Genomic DNA, 25,913 nt, shown 5'->3' with positions numbered 1-25,913 from the left:
CGGGGTTTTTTCTATGGAAGTGTCAGCGCTACCACCCAGTAGTTACCACCAGCCAGTGTCAGCGTCGCTCGTACCGCCGGGAGGAAGCAGCCGTGCCGACTGCTGCCTTTCCGGACGCGGAGACGGCCGAGGCACCCCCGAACGGTGGCCGCACGCGCCGCCCGCTGCGCCGCCCGATCGTTACGGCACTGCTCGCCTACCTGCTGACGCTCGTCGCGGCCGGTTTCGTGATCGACGCCGGTGACGCGCAGCGACCCGCGGTACCGTCGCCGTCCGGGTCGGCCCCCGCGGCGGCGTCCCCTCCGCGCGAGCCGGCCCCGCCGATGAGCGACGTGATCCCCGACCGGCCGGCCGTCCAGCGCGTCGACCGGCTCGACGCGCTGCACCAGCAGGACCGGGTCGTCAGCCGCGACAACGGGCAGAGCACCCGGTACGGCGACCGGTCGGTCTGGGTGTTCGCCGACACCACGCTGAAGGGGCCGCCGGCGTTCCTCTCCAACACCGTGGCGTCCACCGCGGACCTGACCGGGCGCGACGGGATCACGGTCACCGCGACCGACCTGGCCGGCACCGCGGGTGAGCTCCACGACGAGTTCCTGCCCTGGGCCGACGCCGAGCGCGCGTTCGAGCGGGCGCACGCGAAGAACTGCGTGGGGCGGTACTGCGGTGTGACGTTCGCGCTCTGGCCGGGCCCGGTGATCGCCGACCCGGCCCGGCACCGCGTGCTCGTGCTCTACCACAAGCTCTGCCGCGGCGGGGCGCCGAAAGCGCCGTGCTCGCAGAAGTTCGGCCAGGACCTCGGCAGCGGCGTGGCCGCCGTCGACATGCGCACGTACCGGGCCACCCGGCTGACCGTCGGCGACGCCGCGCCGCTGGGCAGCATCGAGGGCCGTGACCCGACGCTGTTCTTCGGCCCGGACGCCCGGTACGCCTGGGCCGCGGTGGTGGCCGGCGACGACGTCTACGTCTACGGCGACTGCCACACCGACGACGTCCGGTGCCGGGTGGCGAAGGTACCGCTGGCGAAGATCGGCGACCGCTCCGCGTGGCGGTTCTACGGCGGTGGCGGCTGGTGGTCGGCCGATCCGGCCGACGCGGTGGCCACGATCCGGGCCGGTGGGGCCGGCAACACCGTGCTGTGGAACCCGGCCCTGCGGGCCTGGGTCAACATCTACATGGAGTTCGGCTCGGTCGAGGTGCGCGCCCAGGTGGGCGGTTCGCCGTACGGGCCGTGGTCGGAACCGTTCACGCTGTCCGACACCGACCCCGGCGAGCACGGCACGAACTACGCGGCCTACGCCCACCCGGAGTACGCCGAACGCGACGGGCTGGTGCAGTACGTGACGTACTACTCGCAGTCCAACGGCGCGCTGAACCTGCTGCGGGTCACTTTCCGGGGGTGAGCGCCGGGGGCGAGGACAGCAGCAGGCTGACCGCGCCGCCCTCGCCGGCGACCAGGCGGTGGGTGTGGCCGGGACGGGCGGCGAGCTGCTCACCGGTCGTCAGCTCGGTCTCGTCGAGGCCGTCGGCCGTCGCGACCGTCTCGTTGAGACTGCCGCCGAGCACCGTGACGGTGCGGAAGCCGATCGAGTGGGCGTGCAGGTCGGTGGCCTCGCCGGGGGTCCAGCGCACCAGCCAGGCGTCGTAGAGGAAGTTGCCGCGCAGCGCCACCGGCTGTCCGCCGGACTCCGCCAGCATCGCCTCCGCGCCACCGGCGGCGGCGATCTCGGCGGTGATGATCCCGGCCCGCTCGCGCAGCGCGGAGGGCGTCAGCGAGGAGGGGGCGAGGAGGTAGGGCTCCAGGTGGTCGAGCCCGGAGGTCTGGGGGCGGGTGGTGCTCGTCGTCGCGGCCATACCGGAATTGAAGCGTCCGGGGCGCGGGCGCTCTGTGCCCGCGCCACCGTCCGCAGTGTCAGTTCGCCAACGTAGCGACGCGGGCCGCGATCTCGTCGGGCGACGGGCGGGCGGCCAGCTCGTCCTGGATGCGCACGCTCACCCGGCGCAGCTCGTCGTCGGTGATGAGCCGTTGCAGGTGCTCGGCGGTGGGGCCGCTGCGCGGGGCGCAGAGCCCGGCGCCGATCTCCGCGACGAGCTCGGCGTTGTGCCGCCGGTCGCCCGGCCCCGGCACCACCAGCTGCGGGACCCCGGCCGCGAGCGCCGCCTGCACGGTGCCGGCGCCGCCGTGGTGGACCAGGCCGGTGCAGGTCGGCAGCACCGCGTCGAGCGACACCCACCCGATCGTCCGGACGTTGTCCGGGAGCTCCGGGGGCAGGCCCGGCTCCGGGCGGACCAGCACGAACTCCGCCTCGATCGAGCCGGCCACCGCGACCAGCGCCTTCATCAGGTTCCCGTTGCCCGGCCCGGCGACCGTGCTGCGGCTGACCAGGATCCGCGGCAGCGTCGGCGTCTCGGTGAGCCAGGACGGCAGTGGCGCCGGTGCCGGCGGGACGTAGCGCATCGGCCAGCCGGGGCGCGGCCCGACCACGCTCGGCGGCAGGACCTGGATCACGGCCGCCGGGTCGGGTAACCGGTCGATCGCGAGCCGGCGCAGCACCGGGCCGGCCGCGGCGGCGGCGAGCTCCGCCCCGTCGAACAGGTTCGTCTCGTGCCGGATCGCCGGGACGCCGTGCCCGGCCGCCGCGATCGGCCCGGCCACGGCCAGCGGCTCGGCGACGACGACGTCCGGATCGAACTGCTCGGTGACCGCCCGCACCGCGTCGGCGAGCTTCGCGTTGATCGCCCCGAACAACGCGGCGACCCCCTTCGTGCCGCCGCTGCCGGCGAGTTCGGCGCGTGCGGTCAGCGGGTGTCTGAGCGCGACGCCGCGGGCGATCGCGGCGAAGTCGAAATCGGGGGCGATGTCCTCCACCGGCAGGTCCATCTTTCTCACCGCGGACGCGGCGTCGGCGGCGGTGGCGAAGAGGATCTCGTGGTCGGCGCCGGCGAGTGCACGGGCCAACGGAAGGAGCGGGAGGACGTGACCGGACAGTGGTGCAGAGACCACCAGAACGCGCATGCGCCGACGTTAGGGGGACACAGCGTCCACGGTCACTAATTCTGTCGTACCGAATTGATAGACCCGGGAGCATGGGGACCATGGAGAGAGCGATCGAGACCGTCGGTCTGGTCAAGACGTTCGGGGAGACGCGGGCGGTCGACGGTGTCGACCTGAGCGTGCCCGCCGGCACGGTCTACGGCGTACTGGGCCCGAACGGCGCGGGCAAGACCACCGCCGTGCGCATCCTGGCCACGCTGTTGCGCCCCGACGGCGGCGAGGCGCGCATCTTCGGTCACGACGTCGTGCGCGAGGCCGACGTCGTCCGCGCCAAAGTGAGCCTCACCGGCCAGTACGCGTCGGTCGACGAGGACCTCACCGGGGTGGAGAACCTGGTCCTGCTCGGCCGGCTGGTCGGGCACCGGAAACGCGCGGCCCGCTCACGGGCCGACGAACTGCTCACCGCGTTCGGGCTCACCGAGGCCGCCGACCGCCAGGTGAAGAAGTACAGCGGCGGCATGCGGCGCCGGCTCGACATCGCGGCCAGCATCCTCAACACCCCGGAACTGCTCTTCCTCGACGAGCCCACCACCGGCCTCGATCCACGCAGCCGCAACCAGGTGTGGGACATCGTGCGCGCGGTCGTCGCCTACGGCACCACCGTGCTGCTCACCACCCAGTACCTCGACGAGGCCGATCGGCTGGCCGGGCGCATCGCGGTGATCGACCACGGCAAGGTCATCGCCGAGGGCACGCCGGGTGCGCTGAAGTCCTCGATCGGCGCCGGCACCGTGCACGTCCGCCTGCGCGAGGCGCACCAGCGCGGTGAGGCCGCGGAGATCCTCGGAGCGGCGCTGGCCGCCACCGTGCTGCCCGACGCCGACCCGCTGGCGCTCACCGTCCGCATCGGCGGCGGGTCCGAGCGCGGTGCCGCCGAGCACGCGTCCCGTGCGCTGGCCGAGCTCGCCGCCGCCGGCATCGTCGTCGACGACTTCTCACTCGGCCAGCCCAGCCTCGACGAGGTGTTCCTGGCCCTCACCGCGAAGGGAGCGGGGTCATGACCGCGACGACGACCGACGAGTCCACCGCGTACGTCCCGACGGCCGAGACGCTGCGTGCCGTCCTCTCACCGGCCGGGCGCCCGACGCCACCGGGGCCCCTCGCGGCGTCGGTCGTGTTCGGCTGGCGGGCGATGCTGCGCATCAAGCACGTCCCCGAGCAGCTGTTCGACGTGACGGCGTTCCCGCTCATCATGACGCTGATGTTCACGTACCTGTTCGGCGGCGCGCTGGCCGATTCACCGCGCGCCTACCTGCAGTTCTTCCTGCCCGGCATCCTGGTCTCCAGCGTCGTGATGATCACGATGTACACCGGGGTGGGCCTCAACACCGACATCGAGAAGGGTGTGTTCGACCGGTTCCGCACGTTGCCGGTCTGGCGGCCCGCGGCCCTGGTCGGGATGATCTTCGGTGATCTGCTGCGCTACGTCATCGCGTCGCTGGTCATCCTGGCCGTGGGGCTGGCCCTCGGGTTCCGCCCGAGCGGCGGTGTCCTCGGTGTCGTGGCCGCCATCGCGTTGCTGGTCGTGTTCTCGTTCGCGTTCTCCTGGATCTGGACCTACTTCGGGCTCGTGCTGCGTAGCGAGAAGTCGGTGATGGGCGTGAGCATGATGGTGCTGATGCCCCTGACGTTCCTGAGCAACGTCTACGTCGACCCGTCGACGATGCCGGGGTGGCTGCAGGCGTTCGTCAACGTCAACCCGATCTCCCACCTGGTCACCGCGATCCGCGGCCTGATGGCCGGTGAGCTCGACGGCCCGGCGATCGTGTGGACGTTCGTCGCCGGCGCGCTGTTCGTCGTGGTCTTCGGTTCACTCACGATGCATCGCTACAACCGGCGGTGAGCCCGATGCGCACTCTGGTGGTGACCGAGAACATCACCCTGGACGGCGTGATCGACGCGACCGGCGGCTGGTTCGACCCGGTCGGCGCGGGCCCCGACGTCGACGCCTCCGACCTGATCGAAGCGGTGGCCGAGCACATGCGCGCTGCCGACGCGTTCCTCGTCGGGAGGGTCACGTTCGAGCAGATGCGGGGCTACTGGCCGGCGCGGTCCGAGGACACCACCGGGGTCAGCGCGTACCTCGATCAGGTGCGCAAGTACGTCGTCTCGCGGAGCCTCACCGAGGCCGGCTGGGAACCGACGACGATCCTGCGCGGGCCGTTGCGCGACGACATCGCCGCGCTCAAAGCCGAGCCGGGTCGCGACATCGTCGTGACCGGAAGCATCGACCTCGTCCGCCAGCTCGTCGCGGAGGACCTGGTCGACGAGTACCGGCTGTTCGTCCACCCCAGCGTCGTGGGCCGGGGTGCCCGGCTGTTCCCCGACGGTGTCGAACGCCCGCGCATGCGGCTGCTCGAGTCACGCGCGTTCCGGTCCGGAGTGGTGCTCCTCCGCTACTCCGCGGCCCGTCGACCGGGCTGACCGGACTTCGCTCCGGCCGGACGAGGTCGCCCGGGCGGCGGTCGCCGCCACGATCGCGGCGAGCTCGCCGGGGGCGTCGACCGGGACGATGTGTCCGCTGTCCGGGAGCAGGTGCTCCTCGAAGTCGTCCGCGATCAGCCGGAGCTGGCGCGCCGGTGCGTCTCCGACCGTCGAGGCGCCGACGGCGGTCACCGGCATGGTCAGCCGGCCGTGCTCGGCCCAGGAACGGTTCCAGCGCGCGTTCGCGGGCATCGCGCGGTAGTGCTCGAAGGCCGCGCGCAGATTGTCCCGTCCGGTGTAGCGGCGGACGATGTGCCGGGTGAGGTCCTCGGGCACCCCGGCGCGGGACCCGTTGCCGAGGAAGAACCGGAGGTAGCGGTCCTCGTCGCCGCTCAGCACGTCCTCGGCGAGGCCGCCCGGCGCCTGGTGGAACCCGAACCACCACGGTCCGCCGGAGCCCAGGAACGCCTCCGCGCCGGCGAGCCCGCCCAGAACCGCCTCGACGATGGTGAGGCTGAGCACCCGGTCCGGGTGGGCGGCGGCGAGCGCGAACGCGGGCGCGGCGCCGAAGTCGAGGCCGACGACGTGCGCCGCCGGCTGGGAGAACGCGTCGAGGAGGCGGACCTGGTCCCGCGCGAGGCCCACGGCGTCGTAGCCGCCCGCCGTCCGCTCGGTGTCGCCCGTTCCCCGCAGGTCGGGCGTCAGCACCTCGTGGCCCGCCGCGACCAGCGCGGGCTCCACCTCCCGCCAGATCTCCTTGGTGTGCGGGAAGCCGTGGAGCAACAGGACGGGCCGGCCGGCACCGGCTCGGCGCACGCTCACCCGGAGGTCGTCGAGGTGAACCGTCTCGATCATCGGGACTCCTAGTTACCATTGGTTACCTGGCAACGATAGGAGAGCGTCGGTGACCGAGAAAGACGGCACTTCGGGCACCCCTGGGCACCCCGGCGTAACCACGGCACGGCACGGTGACCTCTTCGATGCCGACTGCCCGACGCGGCTCCTGCTCGACCGGGTGGGTTCGAAATGGACCGTCATGATCGTGTTGCTGCTCGCCGACGGGGAGGAGCTGCGGTTCGGTGCGCTGCGCCGTCGCATGCCGGGTGTGTCGCAGAAGATGCTCACCCACACCCTTCGCCAGCTCGAGGACGACGGCCTCGCTCGTCGCCGCGTAGAACCCACCAGCCCGCCCGCCGTGCACTACTCGTTGACGGTGCTCGGCGACACGCTCGTCGGTCCGTTGCGCGAGCTGAAACGATGGGCCGAGGCGAACATGGGCGCGATCGACGCGCTGCGGACGTCGCGTTCAGGGTCCGTTCCGGAGTAGTGCTTCTCCGTCATTCCGCGAATCATCAATCCCACCGACCACACGAGTAACACCGGCCTTTAGTTTGCGATTAAGGCCGACGCAAATTCGCTGTCGCGGGGCGAAGTCGCAGTTTCCGATCTGCCTACTCTTCCGACGTGCCCGTGACCTCCACCGCCCGCCTGCTGGCCATCGTCCTGATCGGACTCGCGCTGCTGCTCAGCGTGGTTCCCGGACCGGCGTCGGCGGCACCGGGGCCGGCCGCGGAGGACGACGAGGGCGGCACCGAGAAGCTCCGCCGCGATCTCGACAAAGCCACGGCCGGGTACAACAATGCGCGGGCGAAAGCGCAGGCGTCACAGAAGCGTCGGGCCGCGCTGATCAATCAGATCGCCGGCGCCGAAAAGCGCATCACGGTGCTGGAGGAACAGGTCCAGGAACTGAGCGCGGCGGCCTACCGGCGCGGCCTGCCCGACCCGGCCACCGCGATGGCGAACTCCCGCTCCCTGCCCGACCTGATCGGCAACGTCGGCCTGGTCGACAGCCTGACCCGCCAGCGCACCAAGACGCTCGACGACCTGGTGGACACCCGGGCCGACCTGGTCGCGGCCCGGCGCGGGGTGGACGCGGAACTCGCGAAGCAGCGCACGGAAGAGAAGACGATGCGCCGGCGCCGGGACGACGCCGAGCGCGCCCTGGCCGCGGCGAAGGTCGGCGGCCAGAAGTCCGGCGGCTTCACCAGCGACGGGGAGAACCGGGATGTGCCGGCGGCCACCGGCAACGGCTCCCCGGCCGCACCGGAGAAGAAGACCACCCGGAAGAAGACGCGGAAAGCGACCGCGGCCCCGCGCCGGGGAGACGGGTCGTACGGCTCCGAGGGCTGCTCGCAGGACGACCCCACGTCCGGCGGCTGCCTGACCCCGCGCACCCTGCACGCGCTCCAGCAGACGAAAGCGGCCGGCTTCACCCGCTACGTGCACTGCTTCCGGCAGGCGTCGTTCGGCGAGCACCCCAAGGGCCGCGCGTGCGACTTCGCCGCCGCGCCGGGCGGGTTCGGCGGGGCCGCGACCGGCGGTGACCGGGCCTACGGCAACCGCCTGGCCGCGTGGTTCGTCGACAACGCCGACCGGCTCGGCGTCCTCTACGTGATCTGGTACCGGCAGATCTGGCTGCCTGGTTCCGGGTGGCGGGCCTACCAGAGAGGGGGAGACCCGTCCTCGGCGCACACCAATCACGTCCACCTCTCAGTCCAGTAGCGCCAGCGCCCGGGACGCCAGCTCGCCGACCGCCGAGCCGGCACGGGCGTACCCGTCACCGACCGTCCCACCGGCCAGGTAGCGCGCGTGCACGCCCTCCAGGATCACGGCCAGCTTGAACGCGGCGAACGCGCGGTAGAGCGGCAGCAGCTCCAGGCTCCGGCCGGTGCGGGTGGCGTAGGCGGCGGCGAACTCGTCGGCGGTGGGGAAACCCGGGTGCCCGGTGACGCCGCCCGCCGACGACACCGTGCCGTCGTCGCCCCAGTAGAGCAGCGTGAGCGCGAGGTCGGCCAGCGGGTCGCCGAGCGTGGAAAGTTCCCAGTCGACGACGGCGGCCACCCGGGTGCCGCGCACGATCATGTTGTCCAGCCGGTAGTCACCGTGGACCAGCGTCGTCTCGCCGTCGGCCGGCAGCTCCGCGTTCAGGCGGGTCACCACCTCGTCGAGCACCGGCAGGTCCCGGGTTCGGGAGGCCGCCCACTGCCGGCCCCATCGGCGCACCTGGCGCTGCAGGTAGCCGCTCGGTGGCCCGAAGTCGGCCAGCCCGGTCGCGGCCAGATCCACCTCGTGGATGCGGGCCAGCGCCTCCACGACCGCCGTCCCGACCGCGGCCCGCTCGTCGACGCTGAGCGACGCCGTCTGCTCCGCCGACCGGTACACCGCGCCGGCGACGTCCTCGACCAGGTAGAACTCGGCTCCCAGGACGTCGGGCTCGGCGTGGTGGGCGACCGTGCGCGCGACCGGAACCGCGCTGCCCTGCAGTGCGGAGAGCGCCCGGTACTCGCGGGCCATGTCGTGGGCGCTCGGGAGCACCGGGCCGCGGGGTGGTCGCCGCAGGATCAGCGACCCGGTGTCGAGCGTGATGCGGTACGTGAGGTTGGAGAGCCCCCCGGCGATCAGCTCGGCGTCCTGCACCGAACCGTGCTCGGGGATGTTCCGAGACGCCCACGCGGTGAACCGGGCCAGGTCGAGCCCCGGCAGAGCTGAGTCAGAAGCCACGCTGCTTCCCTCCGATCGCTGCTCTCCAGTGTCGCAGCGACCCGGTCGGTCCACAGTGGTCTAGAGTGATCAATCCGGCGGATACCGGGTAGGCGAAGAATTGATTTCCTTCATGTGACCTGGGTCTCGCATAGTGGTTTTCCCGACCCGTAACGACGCGGAGAATGCCATGCCAGCTGTAGCGAACGTCCTGGTCGTCGGCGGTGGCGCGGCCGGTGCCGCGGTCGCGGTCCTGCTCGCCGAGCGTGGCGTGACGGTGGAGATCGCCGAGGCCAAGCCGGAGATCGGCGCGCTCGGCTCCGGCATCACGCTGCAGGGCAACGCGCTGCGGGTGCTCCGCCGGCTCGGGGTGTGGGAGCAGATCAGCGCCAAGGGCTACGCGTTCGACGACCTCGGCATCCGGGCACCGGACCCGCACGGCACGGTCCTCGCGGAGTTCCCCGACGCCCGCACCGGCGGCCCCGACCTGCCCGCCACGCTCGGCATGTACCGGCCCGACTTCGCGGCGATCCTGCTCGGCCGCGCCGCCGAGGTGGGCGTCAAAGTGCGCTTCGGCACCGCGTTCGCCGCGCTGACCCAGGACGACACCGGGGTCGACGTGCGGTTCGCCGACGGCTCGAGCGGCCGCTACGACCTGGTGGTCGGCGCCGACGGCATCCGCTCGGCCGTCCGCCGCGCGGTCGGCGTCGAGCTGGAGACCCGCGCCACCGGCATGGGCATCTGGCGGGTGTTCGCGCCCCGCCCGGCCAGCGTCACCCGCACCGACCTGATCTACGGCGGCCCGAGCTACATCGCCGGGTACTGCCCCACCGGCGAGGACACGCTCTACGCGTACATCGTCGAGAAGGCGCAGGACCGCGGCGGCCTGTCGCCGGAGGAGAAGCTCGCGACGATGGTGGAGCTGTCCCGGGCCTACCACGGGCCCTGGGACGACATCCGCCCCGGCCTGACCGACCCGAGCCGGGTCAACTACACCCGGTTCGAGGAGCACGTGCTCGACGCGCCGTGGAACCGCGGCCGGGTCGTGCTCATCGGCGACGCCGCCCACACCTGCCCGCCCACCCTGGCCCAGGGCGCGGCGATGGCGCTGGAGGACGCGGCGGTGCTCGCCGAGCTGCTGATCAGCGCCGAACAGCTCGACCAGAGCGTCTTCGACGTGTTCGCGGTACGCCGGTACGAGCGGGCGAAGACCGTCGTCGAGTCGTCGGTGCAGCTGGGCCAGTGGCTCATCGACGGCGTCCGCGGTGACGTCCCCGGGCTGATGGGCCGGGTCTCGGCGCTGGTCAGCCAGCCGGCCTAGGCACCGACGCGAACAGCGTCGGGCGGAACCAGGACGGCACCGCCCGGCGGAACTGCGAGGGGCCGTCGAGGACGACGTCGCCGGCGCGGACGGCGTCGGCCCAGGACAGGTCGCCCCGCCACACCAGCACCATCCGGCGCAGATCGGCGGTCACCCGCACCGCCACGTCGTGGCCGGGGTCGACGTCGCAGACGTCGACGTCGGGCGGCGCGATGACCAGCCACCAGTTCCGCTTCCCCGCCGGCGCCCCGGGGAAGCGGAACTCCACGACGGTCCGTCCCGGCGGCACCCGGTCCTGGTGGCCGCCACCGGCATCGGCCCCGGCCGGCGGGTCCTCGACGTCGCCGCCGGAACCGGCAACGTGGCGATCCCGGCCGCGCTCACCGGTGCCGCGGTCGTCGCCGCCGACCTCACCCCGGCGCTGCTGGCGGCCGGGCAGAAGCTCGCCGCCGACCGGGGCGCCTCCCTCACCTGGCGCGAGGCCGACGCCGAGGACCTGCCGTTCGAGGCCGACGAGTTCGACGTCGTGGTGTCGTGCGTCGGCGCGATGTTCGCACCGCACCACCGGGCGACCGCCGACGAGATCGTCCGGGTGTGCCGTCCCGGCGGCACGATCGGGCTGATCAGCTGGACACCCGGCGGGTTCGTCGGGCAGCTGTTCGCCACGATGAAGCCGTTCGTGGCCCCGCCGCCGCCCGGCGTGCAGCCCCCGCCGCTCTGGGGCTCGGAGGACCACGTCGCGGACCTCTTCGGCGACCGCGTCGGCGGCGTGGTGGCCGAGAAACGCACCGTCCGGATCTCCGCGTTCGCCTCGGGAGCCCAGTTCCGCGACTACTTCAAGGCCAACTACGGGCCGACGATCGTGGCCTACCGGGGCCTCGACCGCGCCGCGGAACTCGACGCCGAGCTCGCCGCCCTGGGCGACCGTGCGCTCGTCGACGGCGTCATGGAGTGGGAGTACCTGCTCTGGACCGCCACGGTCGTCTGACGTCAGGCCCGCACCGAGACGCGCGTGCCCGGTTCGGGACGGTCGAGCATCTCGGCCGCGTTCCCGCCCCGCAGCAGCACCTCGTACCAGCGCACCTCGGTGCCGTCCTTCCGGGTCCAGCCCGAGCTGCCCGGCGCGAACGCCAGCGTGCGCGCCGGGACGTCGAACGTCCCGTCGCTGATCATCGCCTCGGCTCCGACGCCACCCACCCGCAGCGTCACGACCGACCCGATCGGCGCCGGCGGCTCCGTCCAGCTGGTCTTGAGGTTGCCGTACCCGTCGACGTAGAGCAGCGCGCGCTCCGGCGGGGCGGGGATCGCGGCCGGGTCGACGAGGCCGGCCTGCTCGGCGTCGCCCCGGAGGATCCGCGGCAGAAGTGGCGGGAACGCGTCGCGGGACCGGAACTGGGAGCCGGTCGGCGGGATCACGATCTCGGCCAGCTCGTCGGCCTCGTCGCGCAGGAACGAGAAGACGTGCCCGGCGTCGACACCGACGACCCGCGTGCCGTCGGCCAGGCGGGCGGCCAGGAGACGCTCGCCCTCGTTCTCCGGGCGGGGCGCGTCCGAGTCGGCCCGCGGGGCGACGTTGCAGTAGATCAAGCGCTCGGCCGGGCCGGGGGTCAACGCCAGCTGGGCGACGCAGAAACCGGCGCCGAGCGTGTCGAACGGCGGAACCGGCGTGTAGACCACGTCCGCGTCCGGCAGGTGACGTGCGAGCTGCTGCCGGACCTCGGCGAAGGCCAGGTCCCCGGGTCCGTAGTCGGCGATGAGGTGCACGAGCATGCGCCGGACATACCCGGGACGGACGCGGCGGCAACCTGCTTTGGGCGGTTTGCCGCATTAGTTTGGTGGTAGAGGAACGCCCATGACCGCTCCGACGAAGATCGCCGAGGCCTCCGCACTCGACACCGCGCGGGCCCTGGTGAGCCCGCTCGCCGCCACGATCGCGATCGGGGTCATCCAGCGGCGGCCCTGGGCGGTGGCGCTGGCCGCACGGTTGGACGCCGACCGGCGCGGGATCCGGCAGCTGCAACGGCTGCGTACGCGCTACGGAACCGGACTGTTGCGGCTCAAGGTGCCCTTCCGGCGGATGACGCTGGTGTTGTCACCGGACGACGTGCGAACGGTGCTGTCGGACGTCGTGGCGTTCACCCCGGCGAACGCCGAGAAAGCGGCCGCGTTGTCGCGGTTCGAACCCGGCGGAGTGCTGATCTCGCCGCCCGACGAGCGTCCGCCCCGGCGGGCGTTCAACGAGGACGTCCTCGACACGCCCCGCCCGGTCCACCACCACGCCGACGCGATGCGGTCGGCGATCGTGTCCGAGGGGCGCGACCTGGTGGCCACCGGGTCGCTGGACTGGGACCGGTTCGCCACCGGCTGGTGGCGGATGGTGCGCCGGATCGTGCTCGGCGACTCGGCCCGGGACGACTTCGAGACGACCGACCTGCTGGCGCGGCTGCGCCGGGACGGGAACTGGGGACCGTTCCACCCCGCCCGGCCCGCGGGAACCGCGGAGTTCCGACGCCGGATCCGGGCGTACGTGGACCGGGCCGAGCCGGGCAGCCTGGCCGCGCTCGCCGCCGCCGACCCGGACCAGCTCCCGCAGTGGCTGTTCGCGTTCGACGCCGCGGGCATCGCGACGTACCGGGTGCTGGCGTTGCTCGCGACCCATCCGGCGCAGGCGCGGCGGGCCCGGGCCGACTCCGGCGAGCTGCCGTTCCTGCGTGCCTGCGTGCACGAGTCGGTGCGGCTGTGGCCGACGACGCCGGCGATCCTGCGCGACTACGTCGCCCCGCCGGTCGGCGCCGAACCGCGCGTCGACCACGGTCTGAGCGACGGTGAGCTCGTCCTGATCTATGCGCCGTTCTTCCATCGGGACGGTCAGCGGCTGCCGTACGCCCACCGGTTCACCCCCGACATCTGGCTCGACGGACGGGCCCGGGAGAGCTGGTCGCTGGTGCCGTTCAGCGCCGGGCCCGCCGAGTGCCCCGGGCGCAACCTGGTGCTGTTCACCGCGAGCACGATGCTGGCGACGCTCGGGGCGTCGCACCGCTTCGAGCTGCGGACGCGGCTCGGGCTCGACTCGCGCGGACGCCTGCCCGGGAGCGTCAACCACGTGGCGATGAGGTTCCGGGTAGTGGCCCACTCGGATCAGGGGTAATTGGCTCTTCGAGGTGGGCCGGTCGGGCGCCAGGCTGAACCGGTGAACCTGCTGCCCGCTCCCGGTCCCGCCCGTCGGCTCGCGCTCGCCCAACTGGCGAACTCCGTCGGCGACGGGGCGTTCTTCGTGACGTTCGCGTTGTTCTTCACCCGGATCGTCGGGTTACCGGCCGCGCAGTTCGGGGTCGGGGTGTCGATCGGCTGGGTCGCCGGGCTGCTCGCGGGTGTGCCGCTCGGGCATCTCGCCGACCGGCGCGGCCCGCGCGGCACCGCGGTTCTGCTGGCGGCGGCGACCTCGCTGTCGGTGGTGGCGCTGCTCGGCGTGCGGTCGGTGCCGCTCTTCGTCGTCGCGATGTGCGCGTACGCGAGCAGCCAGGCCGGGCTGCACGCGGCCCGGCAGGCGTTGCTCGCGCACCTGGTCGCGCCGGAGCTGCGTACCGAGACCCGCGCCTACCTGCAGTCGACGACGAACGCCGGGCTGGCGTTGGGGGCGGCGCTGGGCGGGTTGGCGCTGTGGCGCGACACCGCGCCGGCGTACGTGTCGGTCCTGGCGGTCGACGCGGCCGCGTTCGCGCTGGCCGCGTTCATCCTCCGCAGTCTCCCGGCCACGAGGCTCTCCGTGCCCGCCCGCCCGGCCGCGTCGACGGGGTCGGCGTGGGCGGTGCTGCGTGACCGGCCGTACGCGGTGATCACGCTGCTCCAGGCGGTGCTGCTGCTGAACATGCCGCTGCTGAGCTGGGTGCTGCCGCTCTGGATCGCCGAGCGCACCGAGGCGCCGCGCGGCATGGTGGCCGCGGTGCTGGTGCTCAACACGCTGAGCGTCGCGCTGCTGCAGGTACGGGTGGCCCGGGTGGTGCGCGACGTGCGCACCGGCGCCCGAGCGGTCCGCCGCGGCGGCGCGCTGCTGTTCGTCGCCTGCCTGGTGTTCGCGCTGTCCGGCGGGGGAGCGTCACCCGCGCTGGCCACGCTGTGCCTGGTGACCGCGGCGGTGGTCCAGGTGGCCGGCGAGATGCTGCACTCGGCCGGTTCGTGGCAGCTGAGCTTCGACCTCGCCCCACCCGACCGCCACGGCCAGTACCAGGGCTTCTTCTCCAGCGGCGTGGCGCTCGCCCGGATGATCGGCCCGGCGCTGCTCACCACGCTCGTCGTCACCTGGGGGACACCCGGATGGTTCGTCCTCGGCGGGATCTTCGCGCTGGCCGCCGCGCTGATGGTGCCCGCGGCGCGGTGGGCGCAACGCAGTACGGTCGGCGCAGGATGGAGATCCACGTCAGCGGCCGAACCGGTCTAGCGGCCCAGATCTACCGGCAGGTGCGCGCGGCCGTGCTCGAGGGCCGCCTGCGCCCCGGCGAGCAGCTTCCGGCCACCCGCGAGCTGGCCGCGCAGCTCGGCATCTCGCGTACCACGGTCGGCGTCGCCTACGACCGGCTGACCGCCGAGGGATTCCTGGTCGGCCGGGTCGGCGCCGGAACCTACGTCAGCGACGCCCCGCTGCCCGCCCCTCCCTCGGCGCGCGGCGCCCGCCCCGGCCGCACGGTCCGCCCCCGCCCCGGCTGGCCCACCCAGGATTCGGCGGCCCCGGATTCGGCGGCCCCGGATTCGGCGGCCCAGGATTCGGCGGCCCAGGATTCGGCGGCCCCGGATTCGGCGGCCCCGGATTCGGCGGACCGAGCCTCGGCGGACGATCTACCGGTGGGTGGCTTTCCGGCCGGTAGCGGCGGTGCGGGGTGGGATTTCCGGGTCGGGCTGCCCGACCCGGGGCTGTTCCCGCTGGCCACCTGGCGGCGGCTGATGAGCGGCGCCCTCCGCGCGGCCGTCTTCCGCGACGACGCGTACGGCGACCCGGCCGGCGTCCCCGCCCTGCGCGCCGCGATCGCGCACCACGTCGGGGTGGCCAGGGCCGTGCGCGCGGACACCGGCGACGTCCTCGTCACCGCCGGCGCCCAGCAGGCCTTCGACCTGATCGGACGGGTCCTGCTCGCCCCGGGGGACCGCGTCGCCGTCGAAGCACCCGGCTACCCCGCCGTCCGCGCCCTCTACGCGGCCCGGGGCGCCCGGATCGTCGACGTCCCCGTCGACGCCGAGGGCCTGGTCGTGGACGCGCTGCCCCGTGACGTCCGCCTGGTGTACGTGACGCCGGCCCACCAGTACCCGCTCGGTGTCCCGCTCTCACTGCCCCGCCGCGCCGCCCTCCTGCGCTGGGCCGACCGGCACGACGCCGTCGTCGTCGAGGACGACTACGACAGCGAGTTCCGGTACGCCGACCGTCCCCTCGAACCGCTCCAGAGTCTCGACCCCGACGGCCGGGTCGTCTACGTCGGCTCGTTCGCGAAGACGCTGTCCCCGGCCCTGCGCCTCGGGTTCCTGGTCGCACCGCGCTCGCTGCGCCCCGCGCTGGTCGCCGCCCGGCGTCTCACCGACCGGCACGGCGACCCGGTCACCCAGCACGCGCTGGCCCGCTTCCTCGACGAGGGCCGGCTGGCGCGGCACGTCCGCCGGGCCACCCGGGTCTACGCCGAACGGCACCACGCCCTCACCGCCCGGCTCGACCGCGACTTCGCCGACGTGCTCACCCGCATCCCGTCGGCCGCCGGGCTGCACCTGTGCGCGCGCGCCGCGCCCGGCGTCGACGTGGAGGCACTCGCGCGCGGGGCCGCGCGCCGCGGTGTGCACGTCGAGACGGTGCGCGAGCACGGCGGGATGGTCTTCGGTTTCGGCCTCGTCGGGGCCGAGAAAATACCGTCCGGCCTCGACGCGTTGCGCGACGCGGTAGACCGGAGCCATCGGTGATCCGCTGACCGGCTGCGCGACGCGCCCGACATCGGCCCGGCGCGCGCGTGGGTGGCGGTCGGCCGGCGGCGTACCGCGGCTGCACCCCGGGCGTGGTGACGACGCCGATCGTCGTCGTGCCGTTCTCGGTGGGCGTGGCGGGCCCTGGGGCGTGCCGGGGAGCCGCGGCCGCGCGGCCCGCGGTACACCGGCCGACCTCCAGGACGCGCTGTACACGCGGCGCACGCTGGTGCGCATGCTCGGTATGCGGCGCACGGTGTTCGTCGTACCCAGCCCGCTGCTGCCGGACGTCGAGGCGTCGACGAGGGAGCGCGTGGTCGCCACCCAGCGCCGCGCGCTGCTCGAGGACCTGGTCGCAGCCGGTGTCCCCGGCGCCGAGGCCTGGCTCGCCGACGTCGAGGCCGGGTTCCGCACCCCTACCGAACGGGAGCTGTGCGGCTGAGCAGCCGGGCCACGTCGAGCGCGCGGCCGGGCGGCCCGGGGGCGTCCCGGCCTTCGGTGTCCCACACCTCCGACAGCATCGCCACCGCGAAGCCCCACGCGGTGACCCGTTCCACCGGCTGGCCGAGGCCGTCGGCGAGCTGCTCGATCCGGGCCGGCACCAGCGCGAGCAACGACGGGTCGCGCCGGTCGGGGTCGGGGTTCCAGAGCATCGCCGCGGCCTCGTACGCGGGGTCGCCGACCAGGCCGTGCGGGTCGATCGCGAGCCAGGGTTCGCGCTCGGCGCGGAGCACGTTGTCGTGGTGGAGGTCGCCGTGCACCACGGCCGTGCGCGTGCGGTCGGAGCAGAGCTCACCGAACAGCCGGTCGGCCCGCTCCACCAGCTCGCGCGGCAGCGGCCCGCGGCCGGAGAACGTCCGGAGGTACCCGGCGAACGCCTCGCGCTGCGTCGTCACGTCGGGCAGCGGGGCCGCCGCGGTGCGATGGAGGCGGTTCGCGACCGTCACCAGCGCGGCGGTGGCGTCGGCGTCCCGAGCCGCGAGCGGGCGGCTCCGGTCGTCGCCGGTGAGGAGGTCGCGGGCGAGCGTGCCGGGTTCGGCCCGTTCGAGCAGCAGGACACCGCGGTCGGCGTCCTCGGCGAGGAGGCGGACGGCGCCGTGCCCGTCGAAGGCACGCAGTGCGGCGGCTTCGTCCCGGAGGTGCCCCGGGCCGGGTGGGCCGAGCTTGAGCACCGCCCGGCGCCCGGCGGCGTCCGTCACCGGCGCGACCCAGTGGTAGGAGAGGACGTACGGCTCGCCGACGCGCAGCGCCCAGTCGTGAGCGACGTCGTCCACGAGGCCGGGCAGCGCCGCCACCCACCGACGCCCCTCGTCGCCCCAGGTCGCGGTGGCGCTGCCGACCAACGCCGGGGGCACCGCGATCATCGGCGGATCGCCGCGGGGTCGCCGCCGATCGGCAGGTCGGCCGCGATCCACGCCTCGAACCCGCCGGCGAGGTCGGTCGCGCGCCAGAGCCCCAGCTCACGCAGGCGCGCGGCGGCGAGGCTCGACTCCTCCCCGTCGCGCGAGACCAGCACGATCTCGACGTCGAAGCTCGTCACCTCGGGCAGATGGCCGCCGCTGTTCGGCACCGCCCGCCACTCCAGCACCGATCGCTCGAGCACTATCGCGCCCGGTAACCAGCCCTGCGCCCGCCGCTCGACGATCGTCCTGACGTCGATGAGCACGGCGCCGCGGACGAACGCGGCCACGGTCTCGGCCGGGGTCAGCCGCCAGACGAACTCGTCCGGCCGCGCGGGTTCCGGCTCCTCGCGTCGCCGATGCTGACCTCCCGTGTTGTCGCGCACGCACCGATTGTGTCGCGCGCGTGCCCCGGGTGCGTCAGGAAGGTCCCGGAGAAGTGGAATGCGTCAACCCGACGGCGGTCCCAGGCTGGCGCGGTGCCCGATCTGTCGGGGCTCGCCGCTCGCGCCGCCGACGCCCTGCGCCCGCGCTTCGGCGAGGTGACGCTCACGCCCGACGCCCCGCTCGCCGCCGGTGCCCGGTCCACCGTCTTCCGCGCCCACCTCGGGCCGTCCCGGCGGGCCGGGGAGCGTCATCCTGAAAGCGCCCACCGAGGCCGAGCCGTGGCGTGAACGGGCCGCGCTCGACTCCTCGGCCGGGCTCCGCGCCGACGCCGCCGTCGACCTCGCCACCCACCTGCCGCACCTGGGCGTCCACCCGTCGCCGGCGGCGCCGGCGGCGCTGCGCACGGTCCCGGACGTGCTCCCGGCCGCCGCCCGCGCGATGGACCCGGGCGACGCCGGCCCCGACAACACCATCGAGACCGCCGACGGGCTGGTCCTACTCGACTTCGAGTTCGCCGACACCGCCACGTCGCCTGGCTCGCCGCCTACCTCCGCGTGCCTCGGCCCAGCTGCTGGTGCGGCTGGCGCCTGCCCCCGGCCGTCGCGTCGGCAGGTGGTGCGGTACCGGCTCGAGCGGCTCGCCGAGCTCCCGCTCCCGGCGGCCTACGAACCGCTGCGCGCGCTCGGGGCCGAAGCACACGCGGCGTCGGTTCGCGCTTGAGGGCCGTGCTCGCTGCCGCTCGCACCGGCCCACCGTTGAGCCGGCGCCGCCGCCCGGCGGAACCCTCCCGCCGGGCGGCGATCGACCGGTGTTAGCGGACGCCGACCAGGTCGACGACGAAGATCAGCGTCTCGCCGGGCTTGATCACGCCGGCGGCACCGCGGTCGCCGTAGGCCAGGTGCGGCGGGATCGTCAGCTTGCGCCGCCCGCCGATCTTCATGCCGTTGACCCCCTGGTCCCAGCCGGAGATGACCTGGCCGGCGCCCACGGTGAAATCGAGCGGGGCACCGCGGTTGTACGAGGCGTCGAACTCCTTACCGGTGGAGTGCGACACCCCGACGTAGTGCACCGAGGCCACCTGGCCGGCGCCCACGGTGGCGCCGTCACCGACGGTCAGGTCCTCGACGACCAGGTCGGCCGGGGGAGCACCCTCGATGGGGCCGACGTCGGGCTTCTGCATCAGTTGCCTCCTAGAGAGCGGATAGGGCGTTCTCGATCGAACCATGGGCGGTCGGCGAGCCGTGCCCCGGCTCGCCCGATCGGGTCCGTTCCGTGCCCGGAGCAGCCGGAATGAGCCGGGAGCGCACCCACTGTCCTAAGCAGACCTAACGACTGCCTTAAGCCGCGGGCCAACCGGCCCAGGTGATCCACCGTCCGGGTGATGCTGATCCCGCCGGCCGGACCACCCCCCCGGGTCCGGCCGGCCCCCGCCGTTGTCCGGGTGGCCGGACCACCACAGCGCCCCCAGAGCGGGGTCCGGCAGTTGTCCGGGTGGCCGGACCACCACAGCGCCCCCAGAGCAGGGTCCGGCCGGCCCCCGAGACTCAGACCAATGCCGCTCCGAGCCGCTTCATGCCTTCCTGGATCGCCTCCGGGGAGTTCGTCGTGAACGACAACCGGAGCGTCGCGCGATCGGGTTCCCCGGCGTAGAACGGCGCACCCGGCACGAACGCCACGTCGTGCGCGAGCGCGGTCGTCAGCAGCGACGCCGCGTCGAACCCGTCCGGAAGCCGCACCCAGACGAACATCCCCCCGTCCGGATCCGTCCACGTGCTCCCGGCCGGCAGCACCGACGGCAGCGCGGCGACCATCGTGTCCCGCCGCTCCCGGTAGGCGGCACGCAACCGCGCCACGTGCGCGTCGACGTCGGCCACGGCCAGGTACGCCACCGCGGCGGCCTGGTCGATCGTCGACGTGTGCAGGTCCGCGGCCTGCTTCGCCACGACCAGCGCCGGACGCACGTCCGCCGGGCTGCGCACCCACCCGAGCCGCAGCCCCGGCGCGCCGATCTTCGAGAAGCTCCCCAGGTAGAACACCTGCTCCGACCCCGCGGCGATCGGCGCCACCGGCTCACCCCGGTACCGCAGCTCGCCGTACGGATCGTCCTCCACGACACGCATCCCCCCGGCCGCGGCGATCCGCGCGACCTCCGCCCGGCGTGCGGCCGGCAGCGTCCGCCCGGTCGGGTTCGCGAACGTCGGCACCGTGTAGAACAGCACCGGCCGGTGCCGCGCGACGACGTCGGCCAGCGCGTCCGGGTCGACGCCGTCCTCGTCGCCGGGCACCGCGACGATCCGGGCGCCGGCCAGCTGGAAGCTCTGCAGTGCGGCGAGGTACGTCGGCGACTCCACCGCGACGACCGCGCCCGGGTCGAGCAACGCGGTCGTGACGAGCGTCAGCGCCTGCTGGGACCCGGTGGTGATCACCAGGTCGCCGGGGTCGGTCGGCAGGCCCCGGCCGGTGAGCCGGGCCGCCACGAGCGCCCGCAGCTCGGCGTTGCCCTCGGTGGGCGCGTACTGCAACGCGAGGCGCGCACCCGGCCCGGCGAGCACCCGCGTGTACGCGTCCCGGACCCCGTCGAGGTCGAAGAGCTCCGGCGCGGGCAACCCACCGGCGAACGACAGCACGTCGGGACGTTCGAGCAGCGCGAGCAGATCACGCACGGGTGAACTCGCGACACCCTGCAACCGGGCGGCGAGCGGGGGCAACGACGGCACGACGACCTCCAGGGCGCGAACGGAGCGCGGAGCGGAGACGGTGGTGCCGTGCCGCCCTGGCGCGGGTGCGGCCCTGGTCGGGTCCGGCCTCGAGGCTAACCCGGGGTTCCTACAGAGCGGAATTCGATTCCTACTTGGTGGGAACCTGGTCCGCGTGCCCGTTCGCGACCAGCGCGTTGCGCAGCCGCTCGGCGGCGTCGTCCATGTCCTGGGAGTCCGGACGCGGATCGGCGTTGCCGAAGTCGAGGTCGTCGAGGTCCCAGGCCGGGTACGTGTGCAGGTGCAGGTGCGGCACCTCGAAGCCGGCGATGATCAGCGCGGCCCGGGGCGCCTCCCACGCGTCCTTCTGCGCCTGCCCGATCGTCTGCGCCACGGTCGTGAGGTGCGTGATCAGCTCCACCGGCGCGTCGGTCCACTGGTCGATCTCGACCCGCGGCACCACCAGCGCGTGGCCCGGCCGAATCGGCGCGATGCTCAGGAACGCGACCGCGTGCTCGTCCTTCCAGACGAACCGCCCCGGCAACTCCCCGTCGATGATCCGCGTGAATATGCTCGCCACCGGCCCAGCATGCCAGAGCCCCGCCGTCACCCGCGCACGTGCCGCGCTGGCCCCGTCGACCCGCGCACCACCAGTTCGGGCTCGAACAGGAACTCCGACTTCGGGCCGGGCCCACCCGCGATCTCGTCCAGCAGCATCCGCACCGCCGCGACGCCCATCGCCGGCACCGGCTGGCGCACGGTCGTGAGCGGCGGATCGGTGAACGCCACCAGCGGCGAGTCGTCGAACCCGATCACCGACACGTCGCCGGGTACCGACAGCCCGCGGTCCCGGATCGCCCGGATCGCGCCGAGCGCCATCAGGTCACTGCCGCAGATCACCGCCGTGCACCCGGCCGCGACCAGCGACGCCGCGGCGGCCCGGCCCCCTTCGACGGTGAAGAACGTGTGCTCCACCCGGCCGGCGTCGCCGACGATCCCGGTGAACGCCTCCAACTTGCGCAGCACCGGCACGAACCGCCGCGGGCCCACCGCCAGCCCGATCCGTTCGTGCCCGAGACTGACCAGATGGGACACCGACTGCCGGATCGCCGCCCGGTCGTCGGTGGACAGGAACGGGGCCGCGACCCCGGGCCGGTACCCGTTGATCAGCACGATCGGTAACTGCCGCGCGGCCAGCCGGTTGTAGCGCTCGACGTCGGCGGTGCTGTCGGCGTGCAACCCCGACACGAAGACGATGCCGGCGGCGCCCCGGTCGGTGAGGACGTCGGTGAACGCGTCCTCGGTCATCCCGCCGGGCGCCTGGGTGCAGAGCACGGCGGTGAAGCCGGCCATCGACAGCCCCTGCTCGATGACCTGGGCGAACGCCGGGAAGATCGGGTTGTCGAGCTCGGGGATGATCAGCCCGATCAGGCCCGCGCTGCGCTGCTGCAGGCGCGGCGGCCGCTCGTAACCCAGGATGTCGAGCGCGGCGAGCACGGCCTGGCGCGTCGCGGGGGAGACGCCCGCCTTGTCGTTGAGGACCCGGCTGACGGTCGCCTCGCTCACGCCGGCCTGCACGGCGACGTCGGCGAGCCGCGGGGTCATGCCCGCACTCTAGTGCCCCGGAGCGACCAGAAATCCGATGGCGGCCGGCGGCTCGGACACCGCCGGCACGCACCACGCGGACACCTCCTGCCCGGGGCGTCGGTGCCCGCGAGTCAGATCCGGGCCGGCCGGTGCGCATCACCACAACCGCCGGCGTGCAGAGCGCACCGTCCTGATAGGCCAGCCGCGCGTCCTGGTCGTCGATGCACACGCCGCCCGGCGGACCACCGCACGCGCACGGACAGTGCGGCGGAACGGCGAAGGCCCGGTTCCCCTCCGGAAGAGCTGGAGGGGAACCGGGCCTTCGCTAACGAGCGATCAGTACGGCGCCGAGGGCGGCAGCGGACCCGGACCCGGCGGCGGCCCGGGCGGCCCGCTGGTGGGCGGCGGGGTGTAGCCCGGCCCGTTGCCGGGCGGCGGGTAACCGGAGCCCGGCTCTCCCGGCGCCGGCGAGTACCCGGGACCGCTGGTGGGCGGCGGCGAGTAGCCCGGCCCGCTGGTGGGCGGCGACGAGTACCCGTGGCCCGGGTCGTTGCTCGGCGGCGGGGTGTACCCGGCCCCGCTGGTGGGCGGCGGGCCGTAACCCGCGCCCGGCCCGCTGGTGGGCGGCGGGGTGTAGCCCGGGCCGCTCGTCGGCTGGCCGTAGTTGCCGGGGCCGTAACCACCGGGGCCACCGGGCCCGCCGGGGCCACCCGGGCCCGGGCCGAAGCCACCGGGCCCGCCGGGGCCACCCTGACCGCCACCGCGACGGCGCATGAACAGCACCACACCGATCACGATGATCGCGATGAACAGGAGGCAGCAGACCAGACCGCAGATGCCGCCGAACCCGCCCCGGCTGCGGCGACCGCGGGCGGTTTCCACGGCGAGATCGGCGAGGGCGGGGTTCTCGGCGGCCCAGGCTTGGGCCGGTATCAGCACGGCGAAGACGGTGGCGACCGTGGCCGCACCGAGCATCGCGAACAGGCGTCGTGGCGAGCTCATGAGGTCCAGTGTCCCGGGTCACGCAATGTTTTCTCAGGTGCCCCGCCCAATTGCCCCCCGGCGCCACCCGCTTCGGGGGCCAGCGCGTCCAGCACGGTGAGTGCGTGACGCAGCCCCGCGGCGGCGTCGGACCCGATCGCGCCGACGGCCGGATCGAAGTTCAGGTCGACGAAGACCTCCGTGATGCCCTGCTCCTCCAGCGCCGGGAAGTCGGCCTTCACCTGCTCCAACGTGCCGGTCAGCGGACCGGTGCGCTCGCCGACGACCACGACGCCACGGCACACGAAGCGCAACGCGTCGGGATCGCGCCCGGCCTTCTCCGCAGCCGTGCGCACCGCGTCGACGGCCGGGCGCAACTTCGTGAGATCGAACGTGCTGCGGCTGATCCACCCGTCGGCGAGCCGACCGGCACGCTCCAGGGCGCGCGGAGCGTCACCGCCGATCAGCACCGGCGGGCGCGGCCGCTGCACCGGCTTCGGGAGCACCGAGGACGGCTCGACGTGGTAGAACTCGCCCTCGAACGCCACCGGGTCGGGACCCCACACCGCATCCAGACAGCGCAGGTACTCCTCGAACCGCGCGCCGCGCCGCTCGAACGCGACGCCGGCCGCGGTGAACTCACCCGGGATCCAGCCGAGGCCGAGACCGGCCAGCAGGCGCCCCCGGGACAGGACGTCGAGCGTCGCGAGTTGCTGACCGAGCACGGCCGGCGCGGTGAACGGCGCGTTGACGATCGCCGTGCCGAGGCCGATGCGCTCGGTGGTGCCGGCGGCGAAGGCCAGCGCTACGACCGGATCGAGCACGCTGTGGTACGTCGGCGCGAGGCGTTTGCCCTCGGGCACCAGCAGCCGCTGGAACGACCAGAGCGTGCGGTAACCGAGCTCCTCGGCGTGCCGGGCCACCGTGACCACGTTCTCCGGCGTCGCCCACCCTCCCGCTACCGGGAGGCCGAATCCGATGTCCATGCGCCCGAGCATGCACCAGCCCTCCGACAACTTTCGCGCAACCCACCTGCCCCCGGACGCTCACCGACGGTTCCCTCACTGCCGTGGCACCCCCGCCGATGTGATCGGTGACGCCGACGGCAACCGCGGTCAGCGCCGAAAACAGGGGGACAATTAGTGCGAACCACCGTTGGTAAGAAGATCGTGTTCGGCATCGTCGCCGCCTCCGTCTTTACCACGATGGCTGTCGGTGCGGGCTCCGCGGCTTCGGCCGCTCCGCTCCCGGCTGGGGGTTACGACCGCTACGCCTCGCAGTACCAGTACGACGACGAGTACTACGGCCCGTGGGGCGGGCCGCGCTACACGCGCCCGGCCAAGCCGGTCACCACCGCCCCGGTCACGCGCCCCACGACGCCCACCGCGCCGGCCACGACCGCGCCCAGCACCACCGCGCCGGCCACCTCGGCCCCGGTCGGCAGCACCGCGAACACCACGACCGCGGTGTCCGCCCCGGTGCAGGCCGTGCTGACCCAGATCAACAAGGTCCGGGCCGCCAACGGCGCGAAGGCGCTGACGCTCAACAACCAGCTGACCGCCGCCGCGCACCAGCACAACCTGACGATGGCCGGTGGCTGCGGCCTGTCGCACCAGTGCGCCAACGAGGGCAACGCCGGCACGCGGATCAGCGCGCAGGGCCTGAAGTGGAGTGCCTGGGCCGAGAACATCGGCTACGGCAGCACCACCGCCTCCACCGACGCCGCGCACACGGCCACCGCGACCCGCATCACCCAGTCGATGATCGACGAGGTGGCGCCGAACGACGGTCACCGCCGCAACATCCTCAACCCGTCCATGGGCCGCATCGGGATCGACCTGTACCGGGACGCCAAGGGGACGCTCTGGATGACCCAGGACTTCTCGAACTGACGTTCGTTCGGCATGACCGGCCGTTCACCGGGTATTCAGCGGACAGAGCTGGCTACCCGAGGAAGGTCCCCATGCTGAAGGAACTCGCACAGGGCGCGATTCTCAAGAAGATCGCGGCCCGGACGCCGCTGGGCGCTGCCGTCGTCATCGGCGGCGGCTGGTATCTCCGGCACCGTCGGGCCAAGAAGGCCCAGCAGGTAGGTGCGGTGCGCTGACGCCGACGAGAGGGCCGGGCACGGAATTCCGTGCCCGGCCTTTTCTGCGTTTCCGGTGTTCACGGAAAGTGATCGTGAAATCACCCCTTGCAACCGGAGTGCAACTGAGCGGCACCCGCTCTCGCACCCGAACGGTCACAAGCTCTGTGGTGTCGGGCCGGAACGGCCCCGCTGCGGGAGCGGGAGCGAACGGCTCCGACCGGTGAACACACAGGGGGAACGCATGAGCACGACTACTGTGGCCGCCCCGGCGCGCCTGACCGATCGAGAGCTGGACACGCTCGTCCGCGAGCACCTGCCGCTGGTCGGCCACCTGGTCCGGGAGATGCTCGGCCGCGTCCCCGCCCACGTCAACCGCGACGACCTCACCTCGGCCGGCCTGGCCGCACTGGCGGCGGCGGCCAAGTCGTTCGACCCGTCGCGGGGGACGCCGTTCGGCTCGTTCGCCACCGTCCGCATCCGCGGCGCCCTCCTCGAC

General features: G+C 73.5%; 29 protein-coding genes and 1 pseudogene. 16 read left to right on the top strand and 14 right to left on the bottom strand.

Going from position 1 to position 25,913, the window contains the following annotated elements:
* Positions 1 to 92: 92 nt before the first annotated feature.
* Positions 93 to 1,403, top strand: a complete 1,311-nt coding sequence (locus ABD437_RS31645) for a DUF4185 domain-containing protein (protein WP_344652615.1) — start codon at positions 93 to 95, stop codon at positions 1,401 to 1,403.
* Here ABD437_RS31645 and ABD437_RS31640 read toward each other — a convergent pair.
* Both ABD437_RS31640 and ABD437_RS31635 read right to left on the bottom strand, forming a co-directional pair.
* Positions 1,387 to 1,854, bottom strand: coding sequence for a cupin domain-containing protein (locus ABD437_RS31640; protein WP_344652614.1), 468 nt, complete (start codon positions 1,852 to 1,854; stop codon positions 1,387 to 1,389). The genes ABD437_RS31645 and ABD437_RS31640 overlap by 17 nt on opposite strands.
* A gap of 58 nt (positions 1,855 to 1,912) precedes the next feature.
* Entirely contained in the window at positions 1,913 to 3,016 is a 1,104-nt protein-coding gene (locus tag ABD437_RS31635; RefSeq protein WP_344652613.1) for a glycosyltransferase, read from the bottom strand.
* An 80-nt stretch (positions 3,017 to 3,096) separates the two neighbouring features.
* Here ABD437_RS31635 and ABD437_RS31630 point away from each other — a divergent pair, with 80 nt between their 5' ends.
* Genes ABD437_RS31630 through ABD437_RS31620 form a run of 3 tightly spaced genes read left to right on the top strand, consistent with a single transcriptional unit; the run spans position 3,097 to position 5,479 of the window.
* Positions 3,097 to 4,056, top strand: coding sequence for an ATP-binding cassette domain-containing protein (locus tag ABD437_RS31630; protein ID WP_425558291.1), 960 nt, complete (start codon positions 3,097 to 3,099; stop codon positions 4,054 to 4,056).
* Positions 4,053 to 4,898 carry an ABC transporter permease gene (locus ABD437_RS31625; RefSeq protein ID WP_344652611.1) on the top strand — a complete coding sequence of 282 codons (846 nt, stop codon included), beginning with the start codon at positions 4,053 to 4,055 and terminating at the stop codon, positions 4,896 to 4,898. The genes ABD437_RS31630 and ABD437_RS31625 overlap by 4 nt, the downstream gene beginning before the upstream one ends.
* Before the next feature lie 5 nt (positions 4,899 to 4,903).
* Complete coding sequence (locus tag ABD437_RS31620; RefSeq protein ID WP_344652610.1) at positions 4,904 to 5,479, top strand: dihydrofolate reductase family protein; 576 nt, start codon at positions 4,904 to 4,906, stop codon at positions 5,477 to 5,479.
* Here ABD437_RS31620 and ABD437_RS31615 read toward each other — a convergent pair.
* Positions 5,417 to 6,334 (bottom strand): alpha/beta fold hydrolase, encoded by a 918-nt coding sequence (locus tag ABD437_RS31615; protein ID WP_344652609.1) that lies wholly within the window; start codon positions 6,332 to 6,334, stop codon positions 5,417 to 5,419. The two genes, ABD437_RS31620 and ABD437_RS31615, sit on opposite strands and share 63 nt — an antisense overlap.
* Positions 6,335 to 6,383: 49 nt before the next feature.
* On the opposite strand from ABD437_RS31615, the gene ABD437_RS31610 reads away from it, so the two are divergent.
* Both ABD437_RS31610 and ABD437_RS31605 read left to right on the top strand, forming a co-directional pair.
* Complete coding sequence (locus ABD437_RS31610) at positions 6,384 to 6,806, top strand: winged helix-turn-helix transcriptional regulator (RefSeq protein ID WP_425558290.1); 423 nt, start codon at positions 6,384 to 6,386, stop codon at positions 6,804 to 6,806.
* A gap of 137 nt (positions 6,807 to 6,943) precedes the next feature.
* A complete protein-coding gene (locus ABD437_RS31605; protein ID WP_344652608.1) occupies positions 6,944 to 8,041 on the top strand; it encodes a coiled-coil domain-containing protein in 1,098 nt (365 codons plus the stop codon).
* On the opposite strand, the gene ABD437_RS31600 is transcribed toward ABD437_RS31605, so the two are convergent.
* A complete protein-coding gene (locus tag ABD437_RS31600; RefSeq protein WP_344652607.1) occupies positions 8,030 to 9,040 on the bottom strand; it encodes a phosphotransferase family protein in 1,011 nt (336 codons plus the stop codon). The two genes, ABD437_RS31605 and ABD437_RS31600, sit on opposite strands and share 12 nt — an antisense overlap.
* Before the next feature lie 169 nt (positions 9,041 to 9,209).
* Between ABD437_RS31600 and ABD437_RS31595 the strand changes: the two genes are divergently transcribed.
* Complete coding sequence (locus tag ABD437_RS31595) at positions 9,210 to 10,340, top strand: FAD-dependent monooxygenase (RefSeq protein ID WP_344652606.1); 1,131 nt, start codon at positions 9,210 to 9,212, stop codon at positions 10,338 to 10,340.
* Here ABD437_RS31595 and ABD437_RS31590 read toward each other — a convergent pair.
* Positions 10,324 to 10,629 carry a hypothetical protein gene (locus ABD437_RS31590; protein ID WP_344652926.1) on the bottom strand — a complete coding sequence of 102 codons (306 nt, stop codon included), beginning with the start codon at positions 10,627 to 10,629 and terminating at the stop codon, positions 10,324 to 10,326. The genes ABD437_RS31595 and ABD437_RS31590 overlap by 17 nt on opposite strands.
* Here ABD437_RS31590 and ABD437_RS31585 point away from each other — a divergent pair.
* Positions 10,630 to 11,328: pseudogene (locus ABD437_RS31585) on the top strand (class I SAM-dependent methyltransferase); the annotation flags it as partial.
* 2 nt (positions 11,329 to 11,330) lie between these two features.
* On the opposite strand, the gene ABD437_RS31580 reads toward ABD437_RS31585, so the two are convergent.
* Positions 11,331 to 12,110, bottom strand: a complete 780-nt coding sequence (locus tag ABD437_RS31580) for a hypothetical protein (RefSeq protein ID WP_344652605.1) — start codon at positions 12,108 to 12,110, stop codon at positions 11,331 to 11,333.
* Positions 12,111 to 12,192: 82 nt separating this feature from the next.
* On the opposite strand from ABD437_RS31580, the gene ABD437_RS31575 reads away from it, so the two are divergent.
* From ABD437_RS31575 to ABD437_RS31560, 4 genes are all read left to right on the top strand, one after another.
* A complete protein-coding gene (locus tag ABD437_RS31575; RefSeq protein ID WP_344652604.1) occupies positions 12,193 to 13,488 on the top strand; it encodes a cytochrome P450 in 1,296 nt (431 codons plus the stop codon).
* A 42-nt stretch (positions 13,489 to 13,530) separates the two neighbouring features.
* Complete coding sequence (locus tag ABD437_RS31570) at positions 13,531 to 14,778, top strand: MFS transporter (protein ID WP_344652603.1); 1,248 nt, start codon at positions 13,531 to 13,533, stop codon at positions 14,776 to 14,778.
* The gene (pdxR, locus tag ABD437_RS31565) at positions 14,745 to 16,277 is read left to right on the top strand and encodes a MocR-like pyridoxine biosynthesis transcription factor PdxR (RefSeq protein WP_344652602.1); all 1,533 of its coding nucleotides are present in this window, start codon (positions 14,745 to 14,747) and stop codon (positions 16,275 to 16,277) included. Before ABD437_RS31570 ends, pdxR begins: the two co-directional genes overlap by 34 nt.
* Before the next feature lie 151 nt (positions 16,278 to 16,428).
* A complete protein-coding gene (locus ABD437_RS31560; protein WP_344652601.1) occupies positions 16,429 to 16,719 on the top strand; it encodes a DNA glycosylase AlkZ-like family protein in 291 nt (96 codons plus the stop codon).
* Here the strand turns inward: ABD437_RS31560 and ABD437_RS31555 are convergent.
* Positions 16,694 to 17,641, bottom strand: coding sequence for an aminoglycoside phosphotransferase family protein (locus ABD437_RS31555; protein ID WP_344652600.1), 948 nt, complete (start codon positions 17,639 to 17,641; stop codon positions 16,694 to 16,696). The two genes, ABD437_RS31560 and ABD437_RS31555, sit on opposite strands and share 26 nt — an antisense overlap.
* Positions 17,638 to 18,063, bottom strand: a complete 426-nt coding sequence (locus tag ABD437_RS31550) for a rhodanese-like domain-containing protein (protein WP_344652599.1) — start codon at positions 18,061 to 18,063, stop codon at positions 17,638 to 17,640. Before ABD437_RS31550 ends, ABD437_RS31555 begins: the two co-directional genes overlap by 4 nt.
* A 190-nt stretch (positions 18,064 to 18,253) precedes the next feature.
* Between ABD437_RS31550 and ABD437_RS31545 the strand changes: the two genes are divergently transcribed.
* Positions 18,254 to 18,784, top strand: coding sequence for a hypothetical protein (locus tag ABD437_RS31545; protein WP_344652598.1), 531 nt, complete (start codon positions 18,254 to 18,256; stop codon positions 18,782 to 18,784).
* Between the two features lie 91 nt (positions 18,785 to 18,875).
* Here ABD437_RS31545 and ABD437_RS31540 read toward each other — a convergent pair whose 3' ends face one another.
* From ABD437_RS31540 to ABD437_RS31515, 6 genes are all read right to left on the bottom strand, one after another.
* A complete protein-coding gene (locus ABD437_RS31540; RefSeq protein ID WP_344652597.1) occupies positions 18,876 to 19,244 on the bottom strand; it encodes an FKBP-type peptidyl-prolyl cis-trans isomerase in 369 nt (122 codons plus the stop codon).
* Between the two features lie 364 nt (positions 19,245 to 19,608).
* Positions 19,609 to 20,781 (bottom strand): aminotransferase-like domain-containing protein, encoded by a 1,173-nt coding sequence (locus tag ABD437_RS31535; protein ID WP_344652596.1) that lies wholly within the window; start codon positions 20,779 to 20,781, stop codon positions 19,609 to 19,611.
* A gap of 130 nt (positions 20,782 to 20,911) precedes the next feature.
* On the bottom strand, positions 20,912 to 21,340 hold the full coding sequence (locus ABD437_RS31530; RefSeq protein ID WP_344652595.1) for an HIT family protein: 429 nt from the start codon (positions 21,338 to 21,340) through the stop codon (positions 20,912 to 20,914).
* A gap of 26 nt (positions 21,341 to 21,366) precedes the next feature.
* The gene (locus ABD437_RS31525) at positions 21,367 to 22,365 is read right to left on the bottom strand and encodes a LacI family DNA-binding transcriptional regulator (protein ID WP_344652594.1); all 999 of its coding nucleotides are present in this window, start codon (positions 22,363 to 22,365) and stop codon (positions 21,367 to 21,369) included.
* A gap of 318 nt (positions 22,366 to 22,683) precedes the next feature.
* Positions 22,684 to 23,349, bottom strand: a complete 666-nt coding sequence (locus tag ABD437_RS31520) for a hypothetical protein (RefSeq protein WP_344652593.1) — start codon at positions 23,347 to 23,349, stop codon at positions 22,684 to 22,686.
* On the bottom strand, positions 23,346 to 24,314 hold the full coding sequence (locus ABD437_RS31515) for a TIGR03619 family F420-dependent LLM class oxidoreductase (RefSeq protein ID WP_344652592.1): 969 nt from the start codon (positions 24,312 to 24,314) through the stop codon (positions 23,346 to 23,348). Before ABD437_RS31515 ends, ABD437_RS31520 begins: the two co-directional genes overlap by 4 nt.
* Positions 24,315 to 24,470: 156 nt before the next feature.
* On the opposite strand from ABD437_RS31515, the gene ABD437_RS31510 reads away from it, so the two are divergent.
* From ABD437_RS31510 to ABD437_RS31500, 3 genes are all read left to right on the top strand, one after another.
* On the top strand, positions 24,471 to 25,220 hold the full coding sequence (locus ABD437_RS31510; protein WP_344652591.1) for a CAP domain-containing protein: 750 nt from the start codon (positions 24,471 to 24,473) through the stop codon (positions 25,218 to 25,220).
* Between the two features lie 71 nt (positions 25,221 to 25,291).
* Positions 25,292 to 25,435, top strand: a complete 144-nt coding sequence (locus tag ABD437_RS31505) for a DUF6203 family protein (RefSeq protein WP_157018127.1) — start codon at positions 25,292 to 25,294, stop codon at positions 25,433 to 25,435.
* Positions 25,436 to 25,658: 223 nt separating this feature from the next.
* A partial coding sequence (locus ABD437_RS31500) for a sigma-70 family RNA polymerase sigma factor (RefSeq protein WP_344652590.1) occupies positions 25,659 to 25,913 on the top strand: 255 nt, incomplete at its 3' end.

Origin of the sequence: Cryptosporangium japonicum (assembly GCF_039524755.1) — a bacterium.
Taxonomy (GTDB): Bacteria; Actinomycetota; Actinomycetes; order Mycobacteriales; family Cryptosporangiaceae; genus Cryptosporangium; species Cryptosporangium japonicum.
This window is presented reverse-complemented; position numbering and strand designations above follow the sequence as displayed.